The sequence below is a fragment of the Micromonospora lacuserhaii genome, assembly GCF_036902735.1.
GTDB lineage: Bacteria > Actinomycetota > Actinomycetes > Mycobacteriales > Micromonosporaceae > Micromonospora.
In genome coordinates, this window is sequence record NZ_JBAKHO010000019.1 from 15,191 (window position 1) to 36,894 (window position 21,704).

Annotated in this window: 20 protein-coding genes; 19 read left to right on the forward strand and 1 reads right to left on the reverse strand. The window is 73.1% G+C overall.

Annotated elements, in window-relative coordinates; genetic code table 11:
* Nucleotides 1-55: 55 nt before the first annotated feature.
* Nucleotides 56-613 (forward strand): elongation factor P, encoded by a 558-nt coding sequence (gene efp, locus V6U81_RS15025; RefSeq protein WP_074318567.1) that lies wholly within the window; start codon nucleotides 56-58, stop codon nucleotides 611-613.
* A 23-nt stretch (nucleotides 614-636) separates the two neighbouring features.
* Nucleotides 637-1,047 (forward strand): transcription antitermination factor NusB, encoded by a 411-nt coding sequence (gene nusB / locus V6U81_RS15030; protein ID WP_334489826.1) that lies wholly within the window; start codon nucleotides 637-639, stop codon nucleotides 1,045-1,047.
* Nucleotides 1,048-1,128: 81 nt separating this feature from the next.
* Here the strand turns inward: nusB and bldD are convergent, their stop codons facing one another.
* A complete protein-coding gene (bldD, locus tag V6U81_RS15035; protein WP_013285505.1) occupies nucleotides 1,129-1,617 on the reverse strand; it encodes a transcriptional regulator BldD in 489 nt (162 codons plus the stop codon).
* 289 nt (nucleotides 1,618-1,906) lie between these two features.
* On the opposite strand from bldD, the gene pyrR reads away from it, so the two are divergent.
* From pyrR to def, 17 genes are all read left to right on the forward strand, one after another.
* Complete coding sequence (gene pyrR, locus V6U81_RS15040; protein ID WP_334489628.1) at nucleotides 1,907-2,491, forward strand: bifunctional pyr operon transcriptional regulator/uracil phosphoribosyltransferase PyrR; 585 nt, start codon at nucleotides 1,907-1,909, stop codon at nucleotides 2,489-2,491.
* Complete coding sequence (locus tag V6U81_RS15045; RefSeq protein WP_334489630.1) at nucleotides 2,488-3,414, forward strand: aspartate carbamoyltransferase catalytic subunit; 927 nt, start codon at nucleotides 2,488-2,490, stop codon at nucleotides 3,412-3,414. The genes pyrR and V6U81_RS15045 overlap by 4 nt, the downstream gene beginning before the upstream one ends.
* Nucleotides 3,411-4,742, forward strand: coding sequence for a dihydroorotase (locus V6U81_RS15050; protein WP_334489632.1), 1,332 nt, complete (start codon nucleotides 3,411-3,413; stop codon nucleotides 4,740-4,742). The genes V6U81_RS15045 and V6U81_RS15050 overlap by 4 nt, the downstream gene beginning before the upstream one ends.
* The gene (carA, locus tag V6U81_RS15055; protein ID WP_334489634.1) at nucleotides 4,743-5,906 is read left to right on the forward strand and encodes a glutamine-hydrolyzing carbamoyl-phosphate synthase small subunit; all 1,164 of its coding nucleotides are present in this window, start codon (nucleotides 4,743-4,745) and stop codon (nucleotides 5,904-5,906) included. It begins immediately after the preceding gene.
* Nucleotides 5,899-9,246, forward strand: coding sequence for a carbamoyl-phosphate synthase large subunit (carB, locus tag V6U81_RS15060; protein WP_334489636.1), 3,348 nt, complete (start codon nucleotides 5,899-5,901; stop codon nucleotides 9,244-9,246). Before carA ends, carB begins: the two co-directional genes overlap by 8 nt.
* Before the next feature lie 97 nt (nucleotides 9,247-9,343).
* Nucleotides 9,344-10,375 carry a quinone-dependent dihydroorotate dehydrogenase gene (locus V6U81_RS15065; RefSeq protein ID WP_334489638.1) on the forward strand — a complete coding sequence of 344 codons (1,032 nt, stop codon included), beginning with the start codon at nucleotides 9,344-9,346 and terminating at the stop codon, nucleotides 10,373-10,375.
* 73 nt (nucleotides 10,376-10,448) lie between these two features.
* Entirely contained in the window at nucleotides 10,449-11,723 is a 1,275-nt protein-coding gene (locus V6U81_RS15070; protein WP_334489641.1) for an adenosylmethionine--8-amino-7-oxononanoate transaminase, read from the forward strand.
* 83 nt (nucleotides 11,724-11,806) lie between these two features.
* Nucleotides 11,807-12,643 carry an orotidine-5'-phosphate decarboxylase gene (gene pyrF, locus V6U81_RS15075; RefSeq protein ID WP_334489829.1) on the forward strand — a complete coding sequence of 279 codons (837 nt, stop codon included), beginning with the start codon at nucleotides 11,807-11,809 and terminating at the stop codon, nucleotides 12,641-12,643.
* 178 nt (nucleotides 12,644-12,821) lie between these two features.
* Nucleotides 12,822-13,139, forward strand: a complete 318-nt coding sequence (mihF, locus tag V6U81_RS15080) for an integration host factor, actinobacterial type (protein WP_013285515.1) — start codon at nucleotides 12,822-12,824, stop codon at nucleotides 13,137-13,139.
* 25 nt (nucleotides 13,140-13,164) lie between these two features.
* On the forward strand, nucleotides 13,165-13,695 hold the full coding sequence (locus V6U81_RS15085) for a guanylate kinase (protein WP_334489643.1): 531 nt from the start codon (nucleotides 13,165-13,167) through the stop codon (nucleotides 13,693-13,695).
* A gap of 47 nt (nucleotides 13,696-13,742) precedes the next feature.
* Nucleotides 13,743-14,006: a DNA-directed RNA polymerase subunit omega gene (gene rpoZ, locus V6U81_RS15090; protein ID WP_203703063.1), complete on the forward strand. Its 264-nt coding sequence runs from the start codon at nucleotides 13,743-13,745 to the stop codon at nucleotides 14,004-14,006.
* A 15-nt stretch (nucleotides 14,007-14,021) separates the two neighbouring features.
* Nucleotides 14,022-15,230 (forward strand): bifunctional phosphopantothenoylcysteine decarboxylase/phosphopantothenate--cysteine ligase CoaBC, encoded by a 1,209-nt coding sequence (gene coaBC, locus V6U81_RS15095; protein ID WP_334489650.1) that lies wholly within the window; start codon nucleotides 14,022-14,024, stop codon nucleotides 15,228-15,230.
* A gap of 99 nt (nucleotides 15,231-15,329) precedes the next feature.
* Complete coding sequence (metK, locus tag V6U81_RS15100; protein WP_334489652.1) at nucleotides 15,330-16,520, forward strand: methionine adenosyltransferase; 1,191 nt, start codon at nucleotides 15,330-15,332, stop codon at nucleotides 16,518-16,520.
* A gap of 59 nt (nucleotides 16,521-16,579) precedes the next feature.
* Nucleotides 16,580-18,541: a primosomal protein N' gene (locus tag V6U81_RS15105; protein WP_334489653.1), complete on the forward strand. Its 1,962-nt coding sequence runs from the start codon at nucleotides 16,580-16,582 to the stop codon at nucleotides 18,539-18,541.
* 191 nt (nucleotides 18,542-18,732) lie between these two features.
* Nucleotides 18,733-19,716 carry an AAA family ATPase gene (locus tag V6U81_RS15110; protein WP_334489656.1) on the forward strand — a complete coding sequence of 328 codons (984 nt, stop codon included), beginning with the start codon at nucleotides 18,733-18,735 and terminating at the stop codon, nucleotides 19,714-19,716.
* A 110-nt stretch (nucleotides 19,717-19,826) separates the two neighbouring features.
* Nucleotides 19,827-21,098, forward strand: coding sequence for a cytochrome P450 (locus V6U81_RS15115; protein WP_334489658.1), 1,272 nt, complete (start codon nucleotides 19,827-19,829; stop codon nucleotides 21,096-21,098).
* A gap of 43 nt (nucleotides 21,099-21,141) precedes the next feature.
* Nucleotides 21,142-21,702: a peptide deformylase gene (gene def / locus V6U81_RS15120; protein WP_334489661.1), complete on the forward strand. Its 561-nt coding sequence runs from the start codon at nucleotides 21,142-21,144 to the stop codon at nucleotides 21,700-21,702.
* Nucleotides 21,703-21,704 lie beyond the last annotated feature (2 nt).

Sequence of the window (21,704 nt, forward strand, 5' to 3'; positions counted from 1 at the left end):
AGCCCAGCTAGTAGACTTGCCAGGTCTGTCCGCCAATTGATGATCAAGGCAGGAAATGGCATCCACCAACGACCTCAAGAACGGCCTGGTACTCAACCTCGACGGGGAGCTCTGGGCCGTCGTCGAGTTCCAGCACGTCAAGCCCGGTAAGGGTGGGGCGTTCGTCCGCACGACGCTGAAGAACGTGCTGTCCGGCAAGGTCGTCGACAAGACCTTCAACGCGGGCACCAAGGTCGAGACCGCCACCGTCGACAAGCGCACCATGCAGTACCTCTACGCCGACGGCGAGGACTACGTCTTCATGGATCTGGAGACGTTCGACCAGATCACCGTCCCCGGCGGCACCGTCGGCGAGGCGGCCAACTACCTCCTTCCCGAGGCCGAGGCGACCGTCGCCACCCACGAGGGTGTGCCGCTCTACATCGAGCTGCCCACCTCCGTCGTGCTGGAGGTCACCTACACCGAGCCGGGTCTGCAGGGCGACCGGTCCACCGGCGGCAACAAGCCGGCCACCGTCGAGACCGGCGCGACCGTGCAGGTGCCGCTCTTCATCACCACCGGCGAGAAGATCAAGGTCGACACCCGCGACGGCCGTTACCTCGGCCGATCCTGATGGCTGAGGGTCCCAAGCAGCAGATGCCGTCGCGCCGCAAGGCGCGTAAGCGGGCGCTGGACGTGCTCTACGAGGCCGACCTGCGCGACAAGCCTCCGGTCGAGGTGCTCGCCGGCTACATCGAGCGGATCGAGAAGCCGCGGCCGGAGCACCTGGGCTACGCGGTCAGCCTGGTCGAGGGGGTGGCCGCCCACCTCGACCGGATCGACGAGGTGATCGCCAGCTACGCCGAGGGCTGGACGCTGGACCGGATGCCGGCGGTCGACCGCAACCTCGCCCGGATCGCCGTCTACGAGCTGCTCTACGTCGACGAGATCGACGACGCGGTGGCGATCAGCGAGGCCGTCGAGCTGGCCCGGCAGATGTCGACCGACGACTCGCCGCGCTTCCTCAACGGCATCCTCGGTCGGATCGCCGAGTACGCGACCCGCTGAACGACGGCGGCGTCCGCCGCACCCCGTACGACGAGAAGGGCCCGTGCCGAACGGCACGGGCCCTTCTCGGTGCGACTGCGGTCAGGACGCGAAGAACGCCCGCGGGTCGGCGACCAGCACACCGTGCTCGGTGAGCCGCTCGATCAGACCCGACGGCGAGGCGTCGTAGACGATCGCCAGCGCGCGGAGGTCATCGGCGCGGATGGAGAGCACCCGGCCGTTGTAGTCACCACGCTGCTGCTGGATGGCGCGGGCGTACCGGGCGACGTAGGCGAGGTCCTCGGAGGCCTCGTCGTAGAGCCGCTCCAGGTCCAGGACGATCTTGCTGGTGGGCTCGTGGCGTACCCCACTGCCGTCGGGCAGCAGCTCCGAGACGGGAACGCGGTAGAAGTCGGCCAGCTCCGCCAGGCGGGACACGGTGACGGCGCGGTCGCCGCGCTCGTACGAGCCGACCACCACGGCCTTCCACCGCCCGTTGGACTTCTCCTCCACCCCCTGCAGGGACAGGCCCTGCTGCTGGCGGATGGAGCGCAGGCGGGCGCCCAGCGACTTGGCGTATTCAGAGGGCATTCGGACACTCCCAGTGCTGTGCTTTGGGGTTCTCCCAGCGATCGCTACGGAGCGTGACGGTACGGGGATTGCGACACGCGGTCAAGTGCTCGTGAGATTACCGTTCGGGAGCGCGGGGGAACTTATCCCCATTTCGCCACCCTGATCCGGGGATCAGTGGGTGCCGGCGGTCGGCCCGGTGACCACTGGTAACGTGGCCTGAAGCCCCGGTCCGGGCCGTCCGCGACCTGACCGGAGCGTCAGACGTCCTTTAACGACCCGTCCCGTGAGGCGGGGAAGGAGGTCCGCCGTGGCCTGCCCACCGGCTGCCCAGACGTCGCGGGAGCGACAACCCTCGGTGAAGGTGATCCTCGCCAGCGCCGACGTCCAGCGCGTCGTCGACCGGATCGCCCACCAGATCCTGGAGAAGACCCAGGGCGCCGCCGACACCGTTCTGCTCGGCATACCCACTCGCGGAACTCCACTCGCGAGGCGCCTCGCCGCCCGGATCAGCACCTTCGAGGACGTCGACGTCCCCGTCGGCGTGCTCGACATCACCCTCTACCGCGACGACCTGCGCCGGCACGCCACCCGCGCGATCGGGCCGACCGCGCTGCCGCCGGGCGGCATCGACGGCAAGCGGGTGATCCTCGTCGACGACGTGCTCTTCTCCGGCCGTACCGTGCGCGCCGCCCTCGACGCCCTGAACGACGTCGGCCGCCCCGCGTGCGTGCAGCTCGCCGTCCTGGTCGACCGCGGCCACCGCGAGCTGCCGATCCGCGCCGACTACGTCGGCAAGAACATCCCGACCTCGCTCGCCGAGAGCGTCAAGGTCACCCTCGCCGAGACCGACGGCAGCGACGAGGTCAAGTTGTACGGGGGAGTCACCTCATGATCCGCCACCTGCTCTCCGGCGCGGACCTGGACGCCGCCACCGCCACCGAGATCCTGGACACCGCCGCCGAGATGGCCACGGTTGCCGGCCGGGAGATCAAGAAGCTGCCCGCGCTGCGCGGCCGGACGGTGGTGAACCTCTTCTACGAGGACTCCACCCGGACCCGGATCTCCTTCGAGGCGGCCGCCAAACGGCTCAGCGCCGACGTGATCAACTTTTCGGCCAAGGGCTCCAGCGTGACCAAGGGCGAGAGCCTGAAGGACACCGCGCTGACCCTGCAGGCGATGGGCGCCGACGCGGTGGTCGTCCGGCACCCCGCCTCCGGCGCCCCGCACCGGCTCGCCGACTGGGTGGACGGGTCGGTGGTCAACGCCGGCGACGGCACCCACGAGCACCCCACCCAGGCGCTGCTCGACGCGTACACGATGCGCTCCCGGCTGGGCCGGCTCGCCGGCCTGCACGTCGCGGTGGTCGGGGACGTGCTGCACTCCCGGGTGGCCCGCTCCAACGTGTTGCTGCTCTCCACCCTCGGCGCCAAGGTCACCCTGGTCGGCCCGCCCACCCTCATCCCGGTGGACATCTCGGCCGCGCTCGCCCCCGGCACCGACGTCTCCTACGACCTCGACGCGGTGCTGCCGAACGTGGACGTGGTGATGATGCTGCGGGTGCAGCGGGAGCGGATGAACGACTCCTACTTCCCCTCGGCCCGCGAGTACGCCCGCCGCTACGGCCTGGACGGCCCGCGCATGCGCCGGCTGCCCGAGCACGCGATCGTCATGCACCCCGGGCCGATGAACCGGGGCATGGAGATCACGCCCGAGGTCGCCGACTCGCCCCGCTCCACCATCGTCGAACAGGTCGCCAACGGGGTCTCCGTGCGGATGGCCGTCCTCTACCTGCTGCTCGGAGGGAACAACCGGTGACCGCGTACCTGATCAAGAACGTGAGCGTCGTCGGCGCCGCGCCGACCGACCTGCTGATCCGCGACGGCGTCGTCGCGGAGACCGGCGCGGGCCTGACCGCGCCGGACGCCACGATGGTCGACGGCACCGGTCTGATCGCCCTGCCCGGCCTGGTCGACCTGCACACCCACCTGCGCGAGCCCGGCCGGGAGGACGCCGAGACCGTCGAGTCCGGCTCCCGGGCGGCGGCGCTCGGCGGCTACACCGCGGTCTGCGCGATGGCCAACACCTCGCCGGTCGCCGACACGGCCGGTGTGGTCGAGCAGGTCTGGCGGCTGGGCCGGGAGGCCGGCCTGGTCGACGTGCAGCCGATCGGCGCGGTCACCGTCGGGCTGGCCGGCGAGCGCCTGGCCGAGCTGGGCGCGATGGCCGACTCGGCCGCCCAGGTGCGGATCTTCTCCGACGACGGGTACTGCGTCGCCGACCCGAAGCTGATGCGCCGGGCGCTGGAGTACGTCAAGGCGTTCGACGGGATCATCGCGCAGCATGCCGAGGAGCCCCGGCTCACCGAGGGCGCGCAGATGCACGAGGGCGAGGTTTCCACCCGGCTCGGCCTGACCGGCTGGCCGGCGGTCGCCGAGGAGGCGATCATCGCCCGGGACGTGCTGCTCGCCGAGCACGTCGGCAGCCGGTTGCACGTCTGCCACGTCTCCACCGCCGGCAGCGTCGAGGTGCTGCGCCAGGCCAAGGCGCGCGGGGTCCGGGTCACCGCCGAGGTGACCCCGCACCACCTGCTGCTCACCGACGAGGTCGTGAGCGGGAGGAGTGAGCTTGCGAGCCCCGCACTCGCGAACAATTGGAGCCCAGCGGGCGCCTACGACCCGGTCTACAAGGTCAACCCGCCGCTGCGCACCGCCACCGACATCGCCGCGCTGCGCGCCGCGCTGGCCGAGGGCGTCATCGACATCGTCGCCACCGACCACGCCCCGCACGCCGTGGAGGACAAGGAGTGCGAGTGGGCGTACGCCCGGCCGGGCATGCTCGGCCTGGAGACGGCGCTCTCCGTCGCCCTCGACGTGCTCGGCCCGCAGTGGGACCTGATCGCCGAGCGGATGTCCCGCGCCCCGGCCCGGATCGCCGGGCTGGACTCCCACGGCCTCGACCCGGCCCCCGGCGTGCCGGCCAACCTCACCCTGGTCGACCCGGCCGCCCGCCGGGTGATCGAGCCCGCGGAGCTGGCCAGCCGCAGTCGCAACACCCCGTACGCCCGCATGACGCTGCCGGGTCGCATCGTGGCGACCTTCCTGCGCGGCGAGCCGACGGTCCTGGACGGAAAGGCTGTCAAGTAAATGGGTAAGCGCAGGCCCGCGATCCTCGTTCTCGAGGACGGGCGCACGTTCCACGGCGAGGCGTACGGCAGCGTCGGGGAGACCTTCGGCGAGGCCGTCTTCAACACCGGCATGACCGGCTACCAGGAGACCCTGACCGACCCCTCCTACCACCGCCAGGTGGTGGTGCAGACCGCGCCGCACATCGGCAACACCGGCGTGAACCGCGAGGACGACGAGTCGGCCCGGATCTGGGTGGCCGGCTACGTGGTCCGCGATCCGGCCCGGATCGGCTCCAACTGGCGGGCCACCGGCGGCCTGGAGGAGCGGCTCGCCGCCGAGGGCGTGGTCGGCATCAGCGGCGTGGACACCCGCGCGCTCACCCGGCACCTGCGCGAGCGCGGCGCCATGCGGGTCGGCATCTCCAGCGTCGACGACGACCCGCGCGCCCTGCTGGCCCGGGTCCGCCAGTCGCCGCAGATGGTCGGCGCGGACCTCTCCGCCGAGGTGACCACCCCCGAGCCGTACGTGATCGAGGCGCAGGGCGAGCACCGGTTCACGGTGGCCGCGCTCGACCTGGGCATCAAGCGCAACGTGCCGCGCCGGCTCGCCGCGCGCGGGGTCACCACCCACGTGCTGCCCGCGGGCTCCACCATCGACGACCTGCTCGCCACGGGCGCCGACGCGGTCTTCCTCTCGCCCGGCCCGGGCGACCCGGCCACCGCCGACGTTCCGGTCGCGCTGGCCCGCGAGGTGCTCAGCCGGAAGGTGCCGCTCTTCGGCATCTGCTTCGGCAGCCAGATCCTCGGCCGGGCGCTCGGCTTCGGCACCTACAAGCTGGGCTACGGCCACCGCGGCATCAACCAGCCGGTGCTCGACCGGGCCACCGGCAAGGTCGAGGTGACCAGCCACAACCATGGCTTCGCTGTCCAGGTGCCCGGTGCCGGGCAGGGCGCGGTCGTGCCCGACCAGGTGATCGAGACCGAGTTCGGCGGCGTCCAGGTCTCGCACGTCTGCCTCAACGACAACGTGGTCGAGGGGCTGCGGGCCAGGGACGTGCCCGCCTTCACCGTCCAGTACCACCCGGAGGCGGCGGCCGGCCCGCACGACGCGGACTACCTCTTCGACCGCTTCGCCGAGCTCATCGAAGGTCGGACCGACAGCGAGGGGCGCACGAATGCCTAAGCGCAAGGACCTCAAGCACATCCTGGTGATCGGCTCCGGTCCGATCGTGATCGGGCAGGCCTGCGAGTTCGACTACTCCGGCACCCAGGCCTGCCGGGTGCTGCGCAGCGAGGGGATCCGGGTCAGCCTGGTCAACTCCAACCCGGCCACCATCATGACGGACCCGGAGTTCGCCGACGCCACCTACGTCGAGCCGATCACCCCGGAGTTCGTCGAGCTGGTCATCGCCCGGGAGCGCCCCGACGCGCTGCTGCCCACCCTGGGCGGGCAGACCGCGCTGAACACCGCGGTCGCCCTGCACGAGGCCGGTGTGCTGGACAAGTACGGCGTGGAGCTGATCGGCGCCAACATCGAGGCGATCAACCGGGGTGAGGACCGCCAGCTGTTCAAGGAGGTCGTCGCCAGGGCCGGCGTACGCCTGGGTCTGGCCGATCCGGCCGGCCTGGTGCCCCGCTCCCGGGTCTGCCACTCGATGGCCGAGGTCGAGCAGGCCGTCGTCGAGCTGGGCCTGCCGGTGGTGATCCGGCCGTCGTTCACCATGGGCGGCCTGGGCTCCGGCATGGCGCACACCGACGAGGACCTGCGGCGCATCGCCGGGGCGGGCCTGGCCGCCAGCCCGACGCACGAGGTGCTCATCGAGGAGAGCGTGCTCGGCTGGAAGGAGTACGAGCTCGAACTGATGCGGGACCGCCACGACAACGTGGTGGTGGTCTGCTCGATCGAGAACGTCGACCCGATGGGCGTGCACACCGGCGACAGCGTCACCGTGGCGCCGGCCATGACGCTCACCGACCGGGAGTACCAGAACCTGCGCGACCTGGGCATCGCGGTGCTGCGCGAGGTCGGGGTGGACACCGGCGGCTGCAACATCCAGTTCGCGGTGAACCCGGCCGACGGACGGATCGTCGTGATCGAGATGAACCCGCGGGTGTCCCGCTCCTCGGCGCTGGCTTCCAAGGCCACCGGCTTCCCGATCGCCAAGATCGCCGCGAAGCTGGCCATCGGCTACACCCTCGACGAGATCCCCAACGACATCACCCTGAAGACCCCGGCGGCCTTCGAGCCGACCCTGGACTACGTGGTGGTGAAGATTCCCCGGTTCGCGTTCGAGAAGTTCCCCGGCGCCGACCCGGAGCTGACCACCACGATGAAGTCGGTCGGCGAGGCGATGAGCCTCGGGCGCAACTTCACCGAGGCGCTCAACAAGGCCATGCGCTCGATGGAAACGAAGTCAGCCGGGTTCTGGACGGTGCCGGATCCGCGGGGGGCGACCAGGGAGAACACCCTCGCCGCGTTGCGGATCCCGCACGACGGCCGGCTCTACACGGCCGAGCGGGCGCTGCGGCTGGGCGCCTCCGTGGCCGAGGTGGCCGAGGCCTCCGGCGGGATGGACCCCTGGTTCCTGGACCAGATCGCCTCGCTGGTCGAGCTGCGCGCGGAGATCGTGGACGCCCCGGTGCTCGACGCCGAGCTGCTGCGCCACGCCAAGCGCGCCGGCCTGTCCGATCGGCAGCTCGCCGCGCTCCGCCCGGAGCTGGCCGCCGAGGACGGGGTACGCACCCTGCGGCACCGGCTCGGCGTGCGCCCGGTCTACAAGACGGTGGACACCTGCGCCGCCGAGTTCGAGGCGACCACGCCGTACCACTACTCGACCTACGACCAGGAGACCGAGGTCGCGCCCTCGGACCGGCCCAAGGTGCTCATCCTGGGCTCCGGGCCGAACCGGATCGGCCAGGGCATCGAGTTCGACTACTCCTGCGTGCACGCCGTCATGGCGCTGCGGGAGGTGGGCTACGAGACGGTGATGGTCAACTGCAACCCGGAGACCGTCTCCACCGACTACGACACCGCCGACCGGCTCTACTTCGAGCCGCTGACCTTCGAGGACGTGCTGGAGGTCTGGCACGCCGAGGACACCACCGGCAAGGCCGCCGGCGGGCCCGGCGTGGTGGGGGTCATCGTGCAGCTCGGCGGGCAGACCCCGCTCGGGCTGGCCCAGCGGCTGAAGAACGCCGGGGTGCCCGTCGTCGGTACCTCCCCGGAGTCCATCCACCTTGCCGAGGAGCGGGGCGCGTTCGGCGCGGTGCTGGCCCGGGCCGGGCTGCGCGCCCCCGCGCACGGCATGGCCACCTCGTACGACGAGGCGAAGGCGATCGCCGACGAGATCGGCTACCCGGTGCTGGTCCGGCCGTCGTACGTGCTCGGCGGGCGGGGGATGGAGATCGTCTACGACGACCCGACCCTGCGCGACTACATCGGCCGGGCCACCGACATCTCGCCGGACCACCCGGTGCTGGTCGACCGCTTCCTCGACGACGCCATCGAGATCGACGTGGACGCGCTGGTCGATGCCGACGGCGAGGTCTACCTCGGCGGCGTGATGGAGCACATCGAGGAGGCCGGCATCCACTCCGGCGACTCGTCCTGCGCGCTGCCGCCGATCACCCTGGCCGGCTCGCACCTGACCCAGGTGCGCCGCTACACCGAGGCGATCGCCCGGGGCGTCGGGGTGAAGGGCCTGCTCAACGTGCAGTACGCCCTCAAGGACGACCAGCTCTACGTGCTGGAGGCCAACCCGCGGGCGTCCCGGACGGTCCCGTTCGTCTCCAAGGCGACGGCGGTGCCGCTGGCCAAGGCGGCGGCCCGGATCGCGCTCGGCGCCACCATCGCCGAGCTGCGCGCCGAGGGGCTGCTCCCGCCCACCGGGGACGGCGGCAGCATGCCGGCCGACGCCCCGATCGCGGTGAAGGAGGCGGTGCTGCCGTTCAAGCGGTTCCGCACCCGCTCCGGCAAGGGCATCGACTCCCTGCTCGGCCCGGAGATGAAGTCCACCGGCGAGGTGATGGGCATCGACACCAACTTCGGGCACGCCTTCGCCAAGTCGCAGTCGGCCGCGTACGGCTCGCTGCCCACCGGCGGCAAGATCTTCGTCTCGGTCGCCAACCGCGACAAGCGCGGCATGATCTTCCCGATCAAGCGCCTGGCCGACCTCGGCTTCGAGATCGTCGCCACCACCGGCACGGCCGAGGTGCTGCGCCGGCACGGGATCGCCTGCGAGCAGATCCGCAAGCACTACGAGGCCGGCGAGGGGGAGGACGCGGTGTCGATGATCCTCGGCGGCGACGTGGCCCTGGTGGTCAACACCCCGCAGGGCTCCGGCGCGAGCGCCCGCTCCGACGGCTACGAGATCCGCAGCGCCGCCGTCACGGCCGACATCCCGTGCATCACCACGGTGCCGGGCGCGGCGGCCGCGGTGATGGGCATCGAGGCCCGCATCCGTGGCGACATGCAGGTCCGCCCGCTCCAGGAGCTCCACGCCGCGCTGCGGGGCGGCGAGTGACCTCCTCGGTTCCCGCGTCGATCATGAAGTTGTCGCCCCGACCCGCCGCGGCACGCGCCGACAGCTTCATGATCACCGAGCCGGGGGGAGACGGGGCGTGATCTTCGAGAAGGTGGTGCGGCCCCAGCTGTTCCGGGTGGGCGGCGGCGACGCCGAGGCGGCGCACGAGTGGACGTTGCGGCGGCTGGCCGTACTCTCGCGGCGGCCGGCGGCGCTCGCGGCGCTGCGCGCCCGGTACCTCGCCCGGGCACCGCGGACGGTGTTCGGGGTGCAGTTCCCCAACCCGGTCGGGCTGGCCGCGGGGATGGACAAGAACGGGGTCGCCCTGCCGGCGTGGCCGGCGCTGGGCTTCGGCTTCGTCGAGGTCGGCACGGTGACCGCGCACGCCCAGCCGGGTAACCCCCGGCCCCGGCTGTTCCGGCTGCGCGACAGCGAGGCCGTGGTCAACCGGATGGGCTTCAACAACGCCGGCGCCGAGGCCCTCGCGGCCCGGCTGGCGGCGCTGCCCCGGCCGATCGGGGTGCCGCTCGGCATCTCGCTCGGCAAGTCCAAGGTCACCGGACTGGACGAGGCGGTGGAGGACTACCTGGCCTCGTACCGGGCGCTGCGCGGGCACGGCGACTACTTCGCGGTCAACGTCTCCTCGCCGAACACCCCCGGCCTGCGGTCGTTGCAGGACAAGTCACACCTGGACGCCCTGTTGGCGGCGCTGGTGGGGGAGAAGCCGGTGCTGGTGAAGATCGCCCCGGACCTGGCCGAGCCGGCCATCGCCGAGCTGCTGGAGGTCTGCCTGGCCCGGGGCGCGGCCGGTGTCATCGCCACCAACACCACCCTGGCCCGCGACGGCCTCGCCCCTGCCGACCGGGAGCGCGGCGCGGAGACCGGCGGTCTCTCCGGCCGTCCGCTCGCCGCGCGGGCCCGCGAGGTGGTCGGCTTCGTGCACCGGGAGACCGGCGGCCGGCTGCCGGTGATCGGCGTCGGCGGCATCCTCGACCCGGACGACGCCACCCGGATGTTCGACGCCGGCGCCGCCCTGGTCCAGCTCTACACCGGCTTCATCTACCGGGGCCCCGCCCTGGTCCGCGCCGCCGTGCGCGCCGCCGGGCGTTCGTCCGCCGCGTCGGGCTAGGGCTCGTGGTGGCCCCCGGAGACCCCCTGACGACGACAAGCCCCAGCTCGACGAGGAGAGGCGGGAGAGGCGCGTGACGCCCGAGGAGATCCTGGCCGTGGACCGGGCGCACGTCTGGCATCCGTACGCGGCGTCGCCGCCGGCCAACCCGCCGTACGTGGTGCAGAGCGCGTCGGGGGTACGGCTGCGGCTGGCCGACGGTCGGGAGCTGGTCGACGGGATGTCGTCCTGGTGGGCGGCGATCCACGGCTACCGGCACCCGGTGCTCGACGCCGCCGTCACCGACCAGCTCGGCCGGATGAGCCACGTGATGTTCGGCGGGCTCACCCACGCCCCGGCGGTGGAGCTGGCCCGGACGCTGGTGGAGCTGGCCCCGGCGGGACTGGAACACGTCTTCCTGGCCGACAGCGGCTCGGTCAGCGTCGAGGTCGCCATCAAGATGTGCCTGCAGTACCAGCGGGCCACCGGCCGGCCGGAGCGCCGCCGGCTGGCCACCTGGCGGGGCGGCTACCACGGCGACACGTTCCACCCGATGAGCGTCTGCGACCCGGAGGGCGGGATGCACCACCTCTGGGGCGACGTGCTGCCCCGGCAGGTCTTCGCCCCGGTGCCGCCGGGCGGCTTCGACGACCCGCCCGACCCGGCGTACGTGACCGCGCTGACCGACGCGGTCGCCCGGCACGCCCACGAGCTGGCCGCGGTGATCGTGGAACCCGTGGTGCAGGGCGCCGGGGGGATGCGGTTCCACCACCCGGGGTACCTGCGGGTGCTGCGCGAGGTGACCCGGGCCCACGGGGTGCTGCTGATCTTCGACGAGATCGCCACCGGCTTCGGCCGTACCGGTGCGCTGTTCGCCGCCGAGCACGCCGGCGTCAGCCCCGACGTGCTCTGCGTCGGCAAGGCGCTGACCGGCGGCTACCTGACCCTGGCCGCGGCCCTGTGCACCCCGGAGATCGCCCGGGGCATCTCGGCGGACGGGGTGCTGGCGCACGGGCCGACCTTCATGGGCAACCCCCTGGCCTGCGCGGTGGCCAACGCCTCGTTGGGCCTGCTGCGGGCCGGGGACTGGTCCGGCCAGGTGTCGAGGATCGCCGACGGGCTGCGGGCCGGCCTGGAGCCGCTGCGCGGCACCCCGGGGGTGGCCGACGTGCGGGTGCTGGGGGCGATCGGGGTGGTGCAGCTCGACCACGAGGTGGACCTCCCCGCGGCGACCGCCGCGGCCGTGGCGCAGGGCGTCTGGCTGCGGCCGTTCCGGGATCTGGTCTACACCATGCCGCCGTACGTCACCGACGACGCGGACCTGGCCCGGATCACGGCCGGGGTCGCCGCGGCGGTCAAGGCCGGCTGACCGGTACGGCGTCCGGGCGGGAAGACCGGGGCCGGCGGCTGCCGGGCCCGGGTGGGCGGGTGAGTGAGGAGAGAGGGACGCGGATGGAGAGCTTCGGGACCCGGCTGCACCGGGCGGTCGCCGAGCGGGGGCCGCTCTGCGTGGGCATCGACCCGCACCCCGGTCTGCTGGCCCGCTGGGGCCTGCCGGACGACGTCGAGGGGCTGGACCGGTTCGCCCGGACAGTCACGGAGGCGCTCGGTGACCGGGTTGCGGTGGTCAAGCCTCAGTCGGCCTTTTTCGAGCGATTCGGTGCCCGAGGTGTCGGGATTCTTGAGTCAACTATCCGACAGTTACGCGATCGGGGCTCGCTCGTTCTGCTCGACGTCAAACGCGGCGACATCGGCTCGACCGTCGCCGCGTACGCCTCGGCGTACCTCGATCCATCCAGCCCGCTGTATGTCGACGCGATCACCGCGAGCCCCTACCTGGGCGTCGGCTCGCTGGCGCCGATGTTCGAGTTGGCGGCCGCGCACGGCGGCGGCGTCTTCGTGCTGGCGCTCACCTCGAATCCGGAGGGGGCGAGCGTCCAGCAAGCCAGAGCGGCCGACGGGCGGACCGTCGCGCAAACCGTCATCGACGAGATTTCCCAGCTCAACAGGGGTGCGGAGCCGCTCGGCAGCTTCGGTCTGGTGGTCGGCGCGACCATCGGCGACACCGGTCACGACCTCTCCGCCGTCAACGGTCCGCTGCTCGCGCCGGGCCTCGGCGCGCAGGGCGCGACGGCGGCGGATCTGCGGACCGTGTTCGGTTCCAGCCTGCCCGCGGTGCTGCCGTCGTACTCCCGGGAGGTGCTCGGCGCGGGCCCCGACGAGGCCGCGCTACGGGCCGCCGCGGACCGCGCGCTGGCCGCCTGCCGGGACGTTCTGGCTGCGTCCTGACTGACTGACTGCTCGGTCACTTTACGATGATCTTCGCGCGCCCACGTTGCCGAAAGCGCCGACGACCGCTAGTTTTCCCCGCGCTGGGAACCACGGACCCCTTTGGTTGCCAGCGACACCACGTTTCACAGAGCGGTGGTGCGCCCCGCCCGCCGCGATAGGGACCTGAGGAGAACTGGTGCCGCTCCCGTCACTGACCCCCGAGCAGCGCGCTGCCGCGCTGGAGAAGGCCGCGGAGATCCGCAAGGCCCGTGCTGAGCTGAAGGAGCAGCTCAAGCAGGGCAAGACCACCCTCGCCACCGTCCTTGAGCGGGCCGAGTCCGACGATGTCGTCGGCAAGCTGAAGGTTTCGGCCGTCCTGCAGGCGATGCCGGGCATCGGCAAGATCCGGGCCACCCAGATCATGGAGAAGCTCAAGATCGCCGACAGCCGTCGTCTGCGCGGCCTGGGCGAGCAGCAGCGCAAGGCTCTGCTTGGAGAGTTCGCCGCCAACTGAACGCCGCAACGTGTAGAAACAAGCGGTGAGCACGGATGACGAGGCGCGCCCGGCGGCTCGGCTCACCGTCCTGACCGGACCTTCGGGTGCCGGCCGGGGCGGTGTCGTCGAGCGGGTCCGGGCGCGTTCTCCGTCCGTGTGGGTGCCCGTCCCGGTGACCACCCGGCCACCCCGGCCCGGCGAGGCCGACGGCGTCGACCGGATCTTCCGGGACCCGGCGGGCTTCGACCGGATGGTCGCCGCCGGCGAGCTGCTCGAGTGGTCGCGGATGGGGCCGTACCTGCGCGGGGTGCCCCGCGAACCGCTGCGGTCCCGGCTGGCCGAGGGCCGCCCGGTGCTGCTCCCGCTCGACCTGCCCGGCGCGCTCGCCGTCCGCGAGGCGCTGCCCGACGTGCGACTGGTCCTGCTGGCGCCGCCGGGCTTCCGGCCCGACCCGGCCGTCGCCGCAGTCGGACACACCGTCACACACGACCGCACCGAGCACGTCGTCGACCAACTGGTAGGCTTGCTCGGTTCTTCCTATCTGGCTCCCGCCCGGCCGCGCCTGCGCGGTTGAGCGACCAGCCGCGCTCGCGCGGACACTTCAGACGCAGAGGGTATTTCGTGGGATCCATCGCCAACCCCGAAGGCATCACCAACCCGCCGATCGACGAGCTGCTCGAGAAGACCACCTCGAAGTACGCGCTGGTGATCTTCGCCGCCAAGCGCGCGCGGCAGGTCAACGCCTACTACAGCCAGCTCGGCGAGGGCCTGCTCGAGTACGTCGGCCCGCTCGTGGAGACCACCCCGCAGGAGAAGCCCCTCTCCATCGCCATGCGCGAGATCAACGCGGGCCTGCTCACCGCCGAGCCGACCGACAACCCGTAACACCCCCGCACGCCGATGCCCGCCGAGATCGTCCTCGGGGTCGGCGGTGGCATCGCCGCCTACAAGGCGTGTGAGCTGCTGCGACTCTTCACCGAGTCGGGCCACCGGGTCCGCGTCGTGCCGACCGCGTCGGCGCTCCGTTTCGTCGGGGCGCCGACCTGGGCGGCCCTCTCCGGCCAACCGGTCGCCGACGACGTCTGGTCCGACGTGCACGAGGTGCCGCACGTCCGGCTGGGCCAGCGCGCCGACCTCGTCGTCGTCGCGCCGGCCACCGCCGACCTGCTGGCCAAGGCGGCCCACGGGCTCGCCGACGACCTGCTCACCAACACCCTGCTGACCGCCCGCTGCCCGGTGGTGCTCGCCCCGGCGATGCACACCGAGATGTGGGAGCACCCGGCCACCGTGGCCAACGTCGCCACGCTGCGCGGCCGGGGCGTGCGGGTGATCGAGCCGGCGGTGGGGCGGCTGACCGGTGCGGACACCGGCAAGGGCCGGCTGCCCGACCCGGTCGAGATCTTCGCGGTGGCCCGCCGGGCGCTGGTCCGGGGTGTCGACGCCCCCGCCGACCTCGCCGGCCGGCACGTGGTGGTCACCGCCGGCGGCACCCGCGAACCGCTGGACCCGGTCCGCTTCCTGGGCAACCGCTCCTCGGGCAAGCAGGGTTACGCCTTCGCCCGCGCGGCCGTGGCCCGGGGCGCCCGGGTCACCCTGGTCGCCGCGAACGTGTCGCTCGCCGACCCGGCCGGGGTGGACCTGGTCCGGGTGGGCACCACCGAGGAGCTGCGCAAGGCCACCCTGGAGGTGGCCGCCGGCGCGGACGCGGTGGTGATGGCGGCGGCCCCCGCCGACTTCCGCCCGGCGGCGTACGCCCCTGGCAAGATCAAGAAGTCGGAGCACGGGGACGCCCCGACGATCGCCCTGGTCACCAACCCCGACATCGCCGCCGAGCTCGGCCAGCGCCGCCGGCCCGAGCAGGTGCTGGTGATCTTCGCGGCCGAGACCCACGACGTCGAGGCCAACGGCCGGGCCAAGCTCGCCCGCAAGCGGGCCGACCTGATCGTCATCAACGAGGTCGGCCCGGACAAGGTCTTCGGCGCGGACACCAACACGGCGACCGTGATCGGCGCGGACGGCTCGGTGCACCCCATGCCCGAGCGGTCCAAGGAGGACCTGGCCGACGCCGTCTGGGACCTCGTGGTGACCCGGCTGCCGGATCGGTCCTGAACACTGGCCACATTCGTATTCCGATGCCCGTGCCGAAACGGGCGTGGCTAAACTGCCGCGCAGCGACCCTTACGAAGATTTCAAGTGCTTAGGAGTGCCGTGACACGTCTGTTTACGTCCGAATCGGTCACGGAAGGCCACCCGGACAAGATCGCCGACCAGATCAGCGACGGCATTCTGGACGCCCTGCTGGCCCAGGACCCGCACAGCCGGGTCGCGGTGGAAACGCTGATCACGACCGGTCAGGTGCACGTCGCCGGCGAGGTGACCACCAAGGCGTACGCCGACATCCCGACCATCGTCCGGGAGACCATCCTCGAGATCGGGTACGACTCGTCGAAGAAGGGCTTCGACGGCGCCTCCTGCGGCGTCAGCGTCTCGATCGGCGCCCAGTCGCCGGACATCGCCCAGGGCGTCGACAACGCCTTCGAGCTGCGGACCGGGTCGTCGGAGAGCGCGCTGGACGCCCAGGGCGCCGGCGACCAGGGCATGATGTTCGGCTTCGCCTGCTCCGAGACGCCCGAGCTGATGCCGCTGCCGATCGCGCTCGCGCACCGGCTGGCCCGTCGGCTCTCCGCGGTGCGCAAGGACGGGACCATCCCGTACCTGCGCCCGGACGGCAAGACCCAGGTCACCATCGAGTACGAGGGCCTGCGCCCGGTCCGGCTCAACACGGTGGTCGTCTCCAGCCAGCACGCCGCGGACATCTCGCTGGACTCGCTGCTCACCCCGGACGTGCGCGAGCACGTCATCGCCCCGGAGCTGGAGAGCCTGGGCCTGGAGACCGACGGCTACCGGCTGCTGGTCAACCCGACCGGTCGCTTCGAGATCGGCGGCCCGATGGGCGACGCCGGCCTGACCGGCCGCAAGATCATCGTTGACACCTACGGCGGGTACGCCCGGCACGGCGGTGGCGCGTTCTCCGGCAAGGACCCGTCGAAGGTCGACCGGTCCGCCGCGTACGCGATGCGCTGGGTGGCCAAGAACGTCGTCGCCGCCGGCCTGGCCGAGCGGTGCGAGGCGCAGGTCGCGTACGCGATCGGCAAGGCCCACCCGGTCAGCCTCTTCATCGAGACCTTCGGCACCGAGACCGTGCCGGTCGCCTCGATCGAGAAGGCCGTCACCGAGGTCTTCGACCTGCGTCCGGCCGCCATCATCCGGGACCTCAACCTGCTCCGCCCGATCTACCAGCAGACCGCCGCGTACGGCCACTTCGGCCGCGAGCTGCCGGACCTGACCTGGGAGAGCACCGACCGGGCCGCCGACCTCAAGTCGGCCGCGGGAGCCTGACCGGCACCAGGCGCAGCGACCGGCGACCCGCGGACGGGTCGCCGGTCGCTCGCGTCTGCGTGGACGTCCCGCTGCCGCACCTGGACCGCCCCTTCGACTACCTGGTCCCGGTGGAGCTGGACGCCGAGGCGGTCCCCGGGGTCCGGGTGAAGGTCCGCTTCGCCGGCCAACTCGTCGACGGCTGGCTGCTGGAACGGGTCGAGAAGTCCGACCACCCCCGGTTGGCGTACCTGGAGAAGGTCGTCTCCCCGGAGCCGGTGCTGGCGCCGGAGATCGTCCGGCTGGCCCGGGTGGTCGCCGACCGGTACGCGGGCAGCCTCGCCGACGTGCTCCGGCTCGCCGTCCCGCCCCGGCACGCCCGGGTCGAGAAGGAACCCCGCGCCGCCGCTGACGCCGCGCCCGCCACGCCGTCGACGGCCGGGGCCGGCGAACCGTCCGACGGCACCCCCGACGATCCGAGCCCGGCGGTCGACCCGCGCGGCTGGCGGGACTACCCGACCGGGCCGGCCCTGCTCCGGGCGCTCACCGACGGCCGCGCCCCGCGCGCCGTCTGGTCGGCGCTGGCCGGGGAGGACTGGGCCGCCCGGTACGCCGACGCGGTGGCCGCCACCGTCGCCGGTGGGCGGGGCGCCGTCGTCGTGGTGGCCGACGCCCGGGACCTCGACCGGCTGGACGCCGCGCTGACCGCCGCCCTCGGCCCCGGGCGGCACGCCTGCCTCTCCGCCGCGCTCGGCCCCGCCCGCCGCTACCGGGCCTTCCTCGCCGCCCGGCGCGGCGAGGTGCCGGTGGTGATCGGTACCCGGGCCGCCATGTTCGCCCCGGTGCCCGACCTCGGGCTGGTGGCGATCTGGGACGACGGCGACGACCTGCACGCCGAGCCGCGGGCGCCGTACCCGCACGCGCGGGACGTGCTGCTCACCCGGGCCCGGCTCGCCGAGGCGGCCGCCCTGGTCGGCGGGTTCGCCCGCACCGCCGAGGCGCAGTTGCTGCTGGAGACCGGCTGGGCCCGCGAGGTGGTGGCCGATCGGGCGACGCTGCGGGCGCGTACCCCGGCCATCGCGCCGACCGGCGACGACCCGCAGCTGGCCCGCGATCCCGGCGCGGCGACGGCCCGGCTGCCCAGCCTCGCCTGGACCACCGCCCGGGACACCCTGCGCGCCGACGCCCCGGTGCTGGTGCAGGTGCCGCGCCGGGGCTACCTGCCCTCGGTCTCCTGCGCGGAGTGCCGCACCCCGGCCCGCTGCCCGCACTGCGCTGGTCCGCTGGCGCTGCCGTCGGCCAACGGGACGCCGGCCTGCCGCTGGTGCGGCCGGGTCGCCGCCGCGTACGCCTGCCCGGAGTGCGGCGGCCGGCGGCTGCGCGCCTCGGTGACCGGCGCCCGGCGCACCGCCGAGGAGCTGGGCCGGGCCTTTCCCGGTGTGCCGGTCCGCACCTCCGGCCGGGAGGAGGTGCTGGCCACCGTCCCCGACGGCGCCGGGCTGGTGATCGCCACCCCGGGCGCCGAACCGGTCGCCGACGGCGGCTACGGCGCGGTGCTGCTGCTCGACTCGTGGGCCCTGCTCACCCGGGCCGACCTGCGCGCCGGCGAGGAGACGCTGCGCCGCTGGCTGGCCGCCGCCGCCCTGGCCCGCCCGGCCCCGGCCGGCGGGAAGGTGGTGGTGGTCGCCGACGGCGCCCTCGCCCCGGTGCAGGCGCTGCTGCGCTGGGACCCGGGCTGGTTCGCCGCCCGGGAGCTCGCCGAGCGGCGCGAGCTGGGGTTCCCGCCGGCGATGAAGATGGCCAGCGTCACCGGGCCGGCCGAGGCGGTCGCCGACCTGCTGGCCCAGGCCCGGCTCCCCGACGACGCCGAGGTGCTCGGCCCGGTCCCGGCCGACGAGGACCGGGAGCGGATGCTGGTCCGGGTGCCGCGGGCCCGGGCGGCCGCCCTCGCCGAGGCGCTGCACTCGGCCGCCGGGGTACGCAGTGCCCGCAAGGCGGCCGAGCCGGTCCGTCTCCAGGTCGACCCGCTGAGCCTGTTCTGAGCCCCGACCGGGCCCCCGCCGCCCTGGTCGCCGCGCTGGCGTCGCACGTCGCGTCCGCTAAAGCGCTGGCGGCTGCGTGATAGCATCGCCCGTCATGCCCGGGCGCACGGACGGCGCGACGATGGCGGAGCGCGTCGATCAGACGCCATATCGATGATGTCAATCAGCCGGTGATCAGGGGTGGACCAGTCGTGACCGTTCGTCAATCGATCGTCTTCAACGGGGACCTCGGCAGCGGCAAGAGCACCGTCTCGGTCGAGATCGCGAAGCGGCTCGGCCTGCGCCGGGTCAGCGTCGGCGACCTCTACCGGCAGATGGCGCAGGAGCGGCAGATGACCGCGCTCCAGCTCAACCTGCACGCCGAGCTGGACCAGGCCGTCGACGGCTACGTCGACCAGCTCCAGCGGAACATCGCCGCCTCCGGCGAGTCGCTGGTGATGGACTCCCGGCTGGCGTGGCACTTCTTCACCCACGCGCTCAAGGTGCACATGATCACCGAGCCGGGCGAGGCGGCCCGCCGGGTGCTCGCCCGCCCCTCCGGCCCGGCCGAGAGCTACACCTCGCTGGAGGAGGCGAAGGCCAAGCTCCGGGAGCGCAGCGAGAGCGAGCGGAACCGGTTCATCGTCCGCTACGGGGTGGACAAGGCCCGGCTGCGCAACTACGACCTGGTCTGCGACACCACCCGGGCGTCGGCGCCCGAGGTGATCGAGCGGATCGTCGACGCGTACGAGGGCCGGCTCGGCAACGACGTGCTGCGCGGCACGCCGCCGCTGCTGCTGCTCGACCCGGCCCGGGTCTACCCGACCGAGGACATCGCCACCCTCCGCGGGCTCTGGGACTCCGAGTTCGTCGGCGAGGTGGGCGCGGCCGGTGAGGAGGCCCTGGAGCCGCTGCGGATCGGCTACACCGGCGAGTACTTCTTCGTGGTCGACGGTCACCGCCGGCTCAGCGCCGCCCTCCAGAACGGCTTCCGCCTGGTGCCGGCCCAGCTCGTCGCCGAGGTGGAGGAGCCGGTGGTTGGCGGCATCAGCGCGGTCGACTACTTCCTCGCCCACGTCCGACCCAGCAGCGTCTACGACTGGGAGGCCGCGCACGGCATCACCCTGCCGCTGCCCGAGCACGCCCTGCTCGCCGGGGACGCGGTGCTGGCGGGGGAGCCCGGCAGCGGGGTCTGACCACCCACAAGATCCCCGGCCGGCCACCGCCGCCGGCCGCGCGGGGTCGCCGCGACCCGTTCCGGCGCGCATGATGGAGCCTTCCGACGCATCGACGCGGGAGGCCGGTCATGGACGCTGCCGAGGCGCTCGCCCTGCTCATGTCCCCAGCGGGGCGGGTCGACCCCTATCCCACCTACGAGCGGCTGCGCGCGCACGGGCCGGTGGTCCAGGCCGGGCCGGTCTTCTTCGTGGTGACCGGTTACGCCGAGGCCGACGAGATCCTCCGCGACCCCCGGTTCGGGGTGATGGACGACGCGCTGCGTGACCAGTTCCTGCCCGGCTGGCGGGACAGCCCGGCCGTCGCGTCGATCTCCCGCTCCATGCTGCGTACCAATCCGCCCGACCACAGCCGGATGCGCCGCCTGGCGGCCGGCGCCTTCAGCCCGCGCCGGATCGCCGGCATGCGGGACGTGGTGCGGGCCCAGGCCGAGGAGCTGGTCGACGGGATGCTCGCCCGCGCCCGGTCCGGCGAGCCGGTCGACTTCATGGCCGAGTTCGCGTACCCGCTGCCGGTCGGGGTGATCTGCGCCCTGCTCGGGGTGCCGGCGGCCGACCGGCCGCTCTTCCGGCGCTGGGCGGCCGACCTCACCGGCGTGCTGGAGCCGGAGATCACCCAGGCGGAGCTGGCGGTGGCCGACCGGGGCGCGACCGAGCTGCGCGACTACTTCGCCGCGCTGGTCGCCGACCGCCGCCGCGCGCCCGCCGACGACCTGACCACCGCGCTGGTCCAGGTGCACGACGCCGACGGCGACCGGCTCTCCGGCGACGAGCTGCTGGCCAACCTGGTGGTGCTCCTGGTCGCCGGCTTCGAGACCACCACCAACCTGCTCGGCAACGGCCTGGTCGTGCTGCTGGACCACCCGCGCGCCGCGGCCACCCTGGCCGAGCACCCGGAGTTCGCCCCGGGGTACGTCGACGAGCTGCTCCGCCTCGACTCGCCGGTGCAGCTGACCACCCGGGTCAGCGGCGCGCCGGTGAGCTGCGGCGGGGTGGACGTGCCGGCGGGCAGCTGGGCGCTGCTGCTGCTCGGCGCCGGCAACCGGGACCCGCGCCGGTACCCGGAGCCGGAGCGGTTCGACCCGTGGCGCCCGCAGGTGCACCCGCTCTCCTTCGGCGCCGGGCCGCACTACTGCCTCGGCGCCGGCCTGGCCCGGCTGGAGGCGCAGGTCGCCTTTCCGCTGCTGCTGCGCAGGCTGCCCGGGTTGGCCCTGGCCGGGCGACCGCGGCGGCGGACCCGGCTCACCCTGCGCGGGTACGAGAGCCTCCCGGTGACGATCAACACCCGGTCCGCGGCCGCGCATCGCGGTACGCCGGCCGGGACGGCCCCCGGCACTCCGTAGACTGGTACGGCAGCAGACCGCCCAGCCGAAGGAGCCACACCGAGTGACCGTCCAGCCCATCCGTCTGTTCGGGGATCCGGTGCTGCGCACGCCGGCCGATCCGGTCGTCGATTTCGACGTCGAGCTGCGTAGGCTCATCGCCGACCTCACCGACACGATGCGCGAGCAGAGCGGCGCCGGCCTGGCCGCCCCGCAGCTCGGCGTGGGGCTGCGGGTGTTCACCTTCGACGTGGACGACGTCCTCGGCCACCTCGTCAACCCGGTGCTCGAGTTCCCCGACGAGGAGGAACAGGACGGCCCGGAGGGCTGCCTCTCCATCCCCGGGCTCTACTTCGACACCAAGCGTCGACAGAACGTGATCGCCAAGGGCTTCAACGGCTACGGCGACCCGCTGCAGATCGTCGGCACCGGCCTGATGTCCCGGTGCGTGCAGCACGAGACCGACCACCTCGACGGGGTGCTCTTCGTCGACCGGCTGGACCAGGCCGGGCGCAAGGAGGCCATGAAGGCGATCCGCCAGGCCGAGTGGTACGACCCGGCCGCCCCGCCCACGGTCAAGCTCAACCCGCACGCCGCGGGCAGTCCCTTCGGTCTGGGTCGGTGATC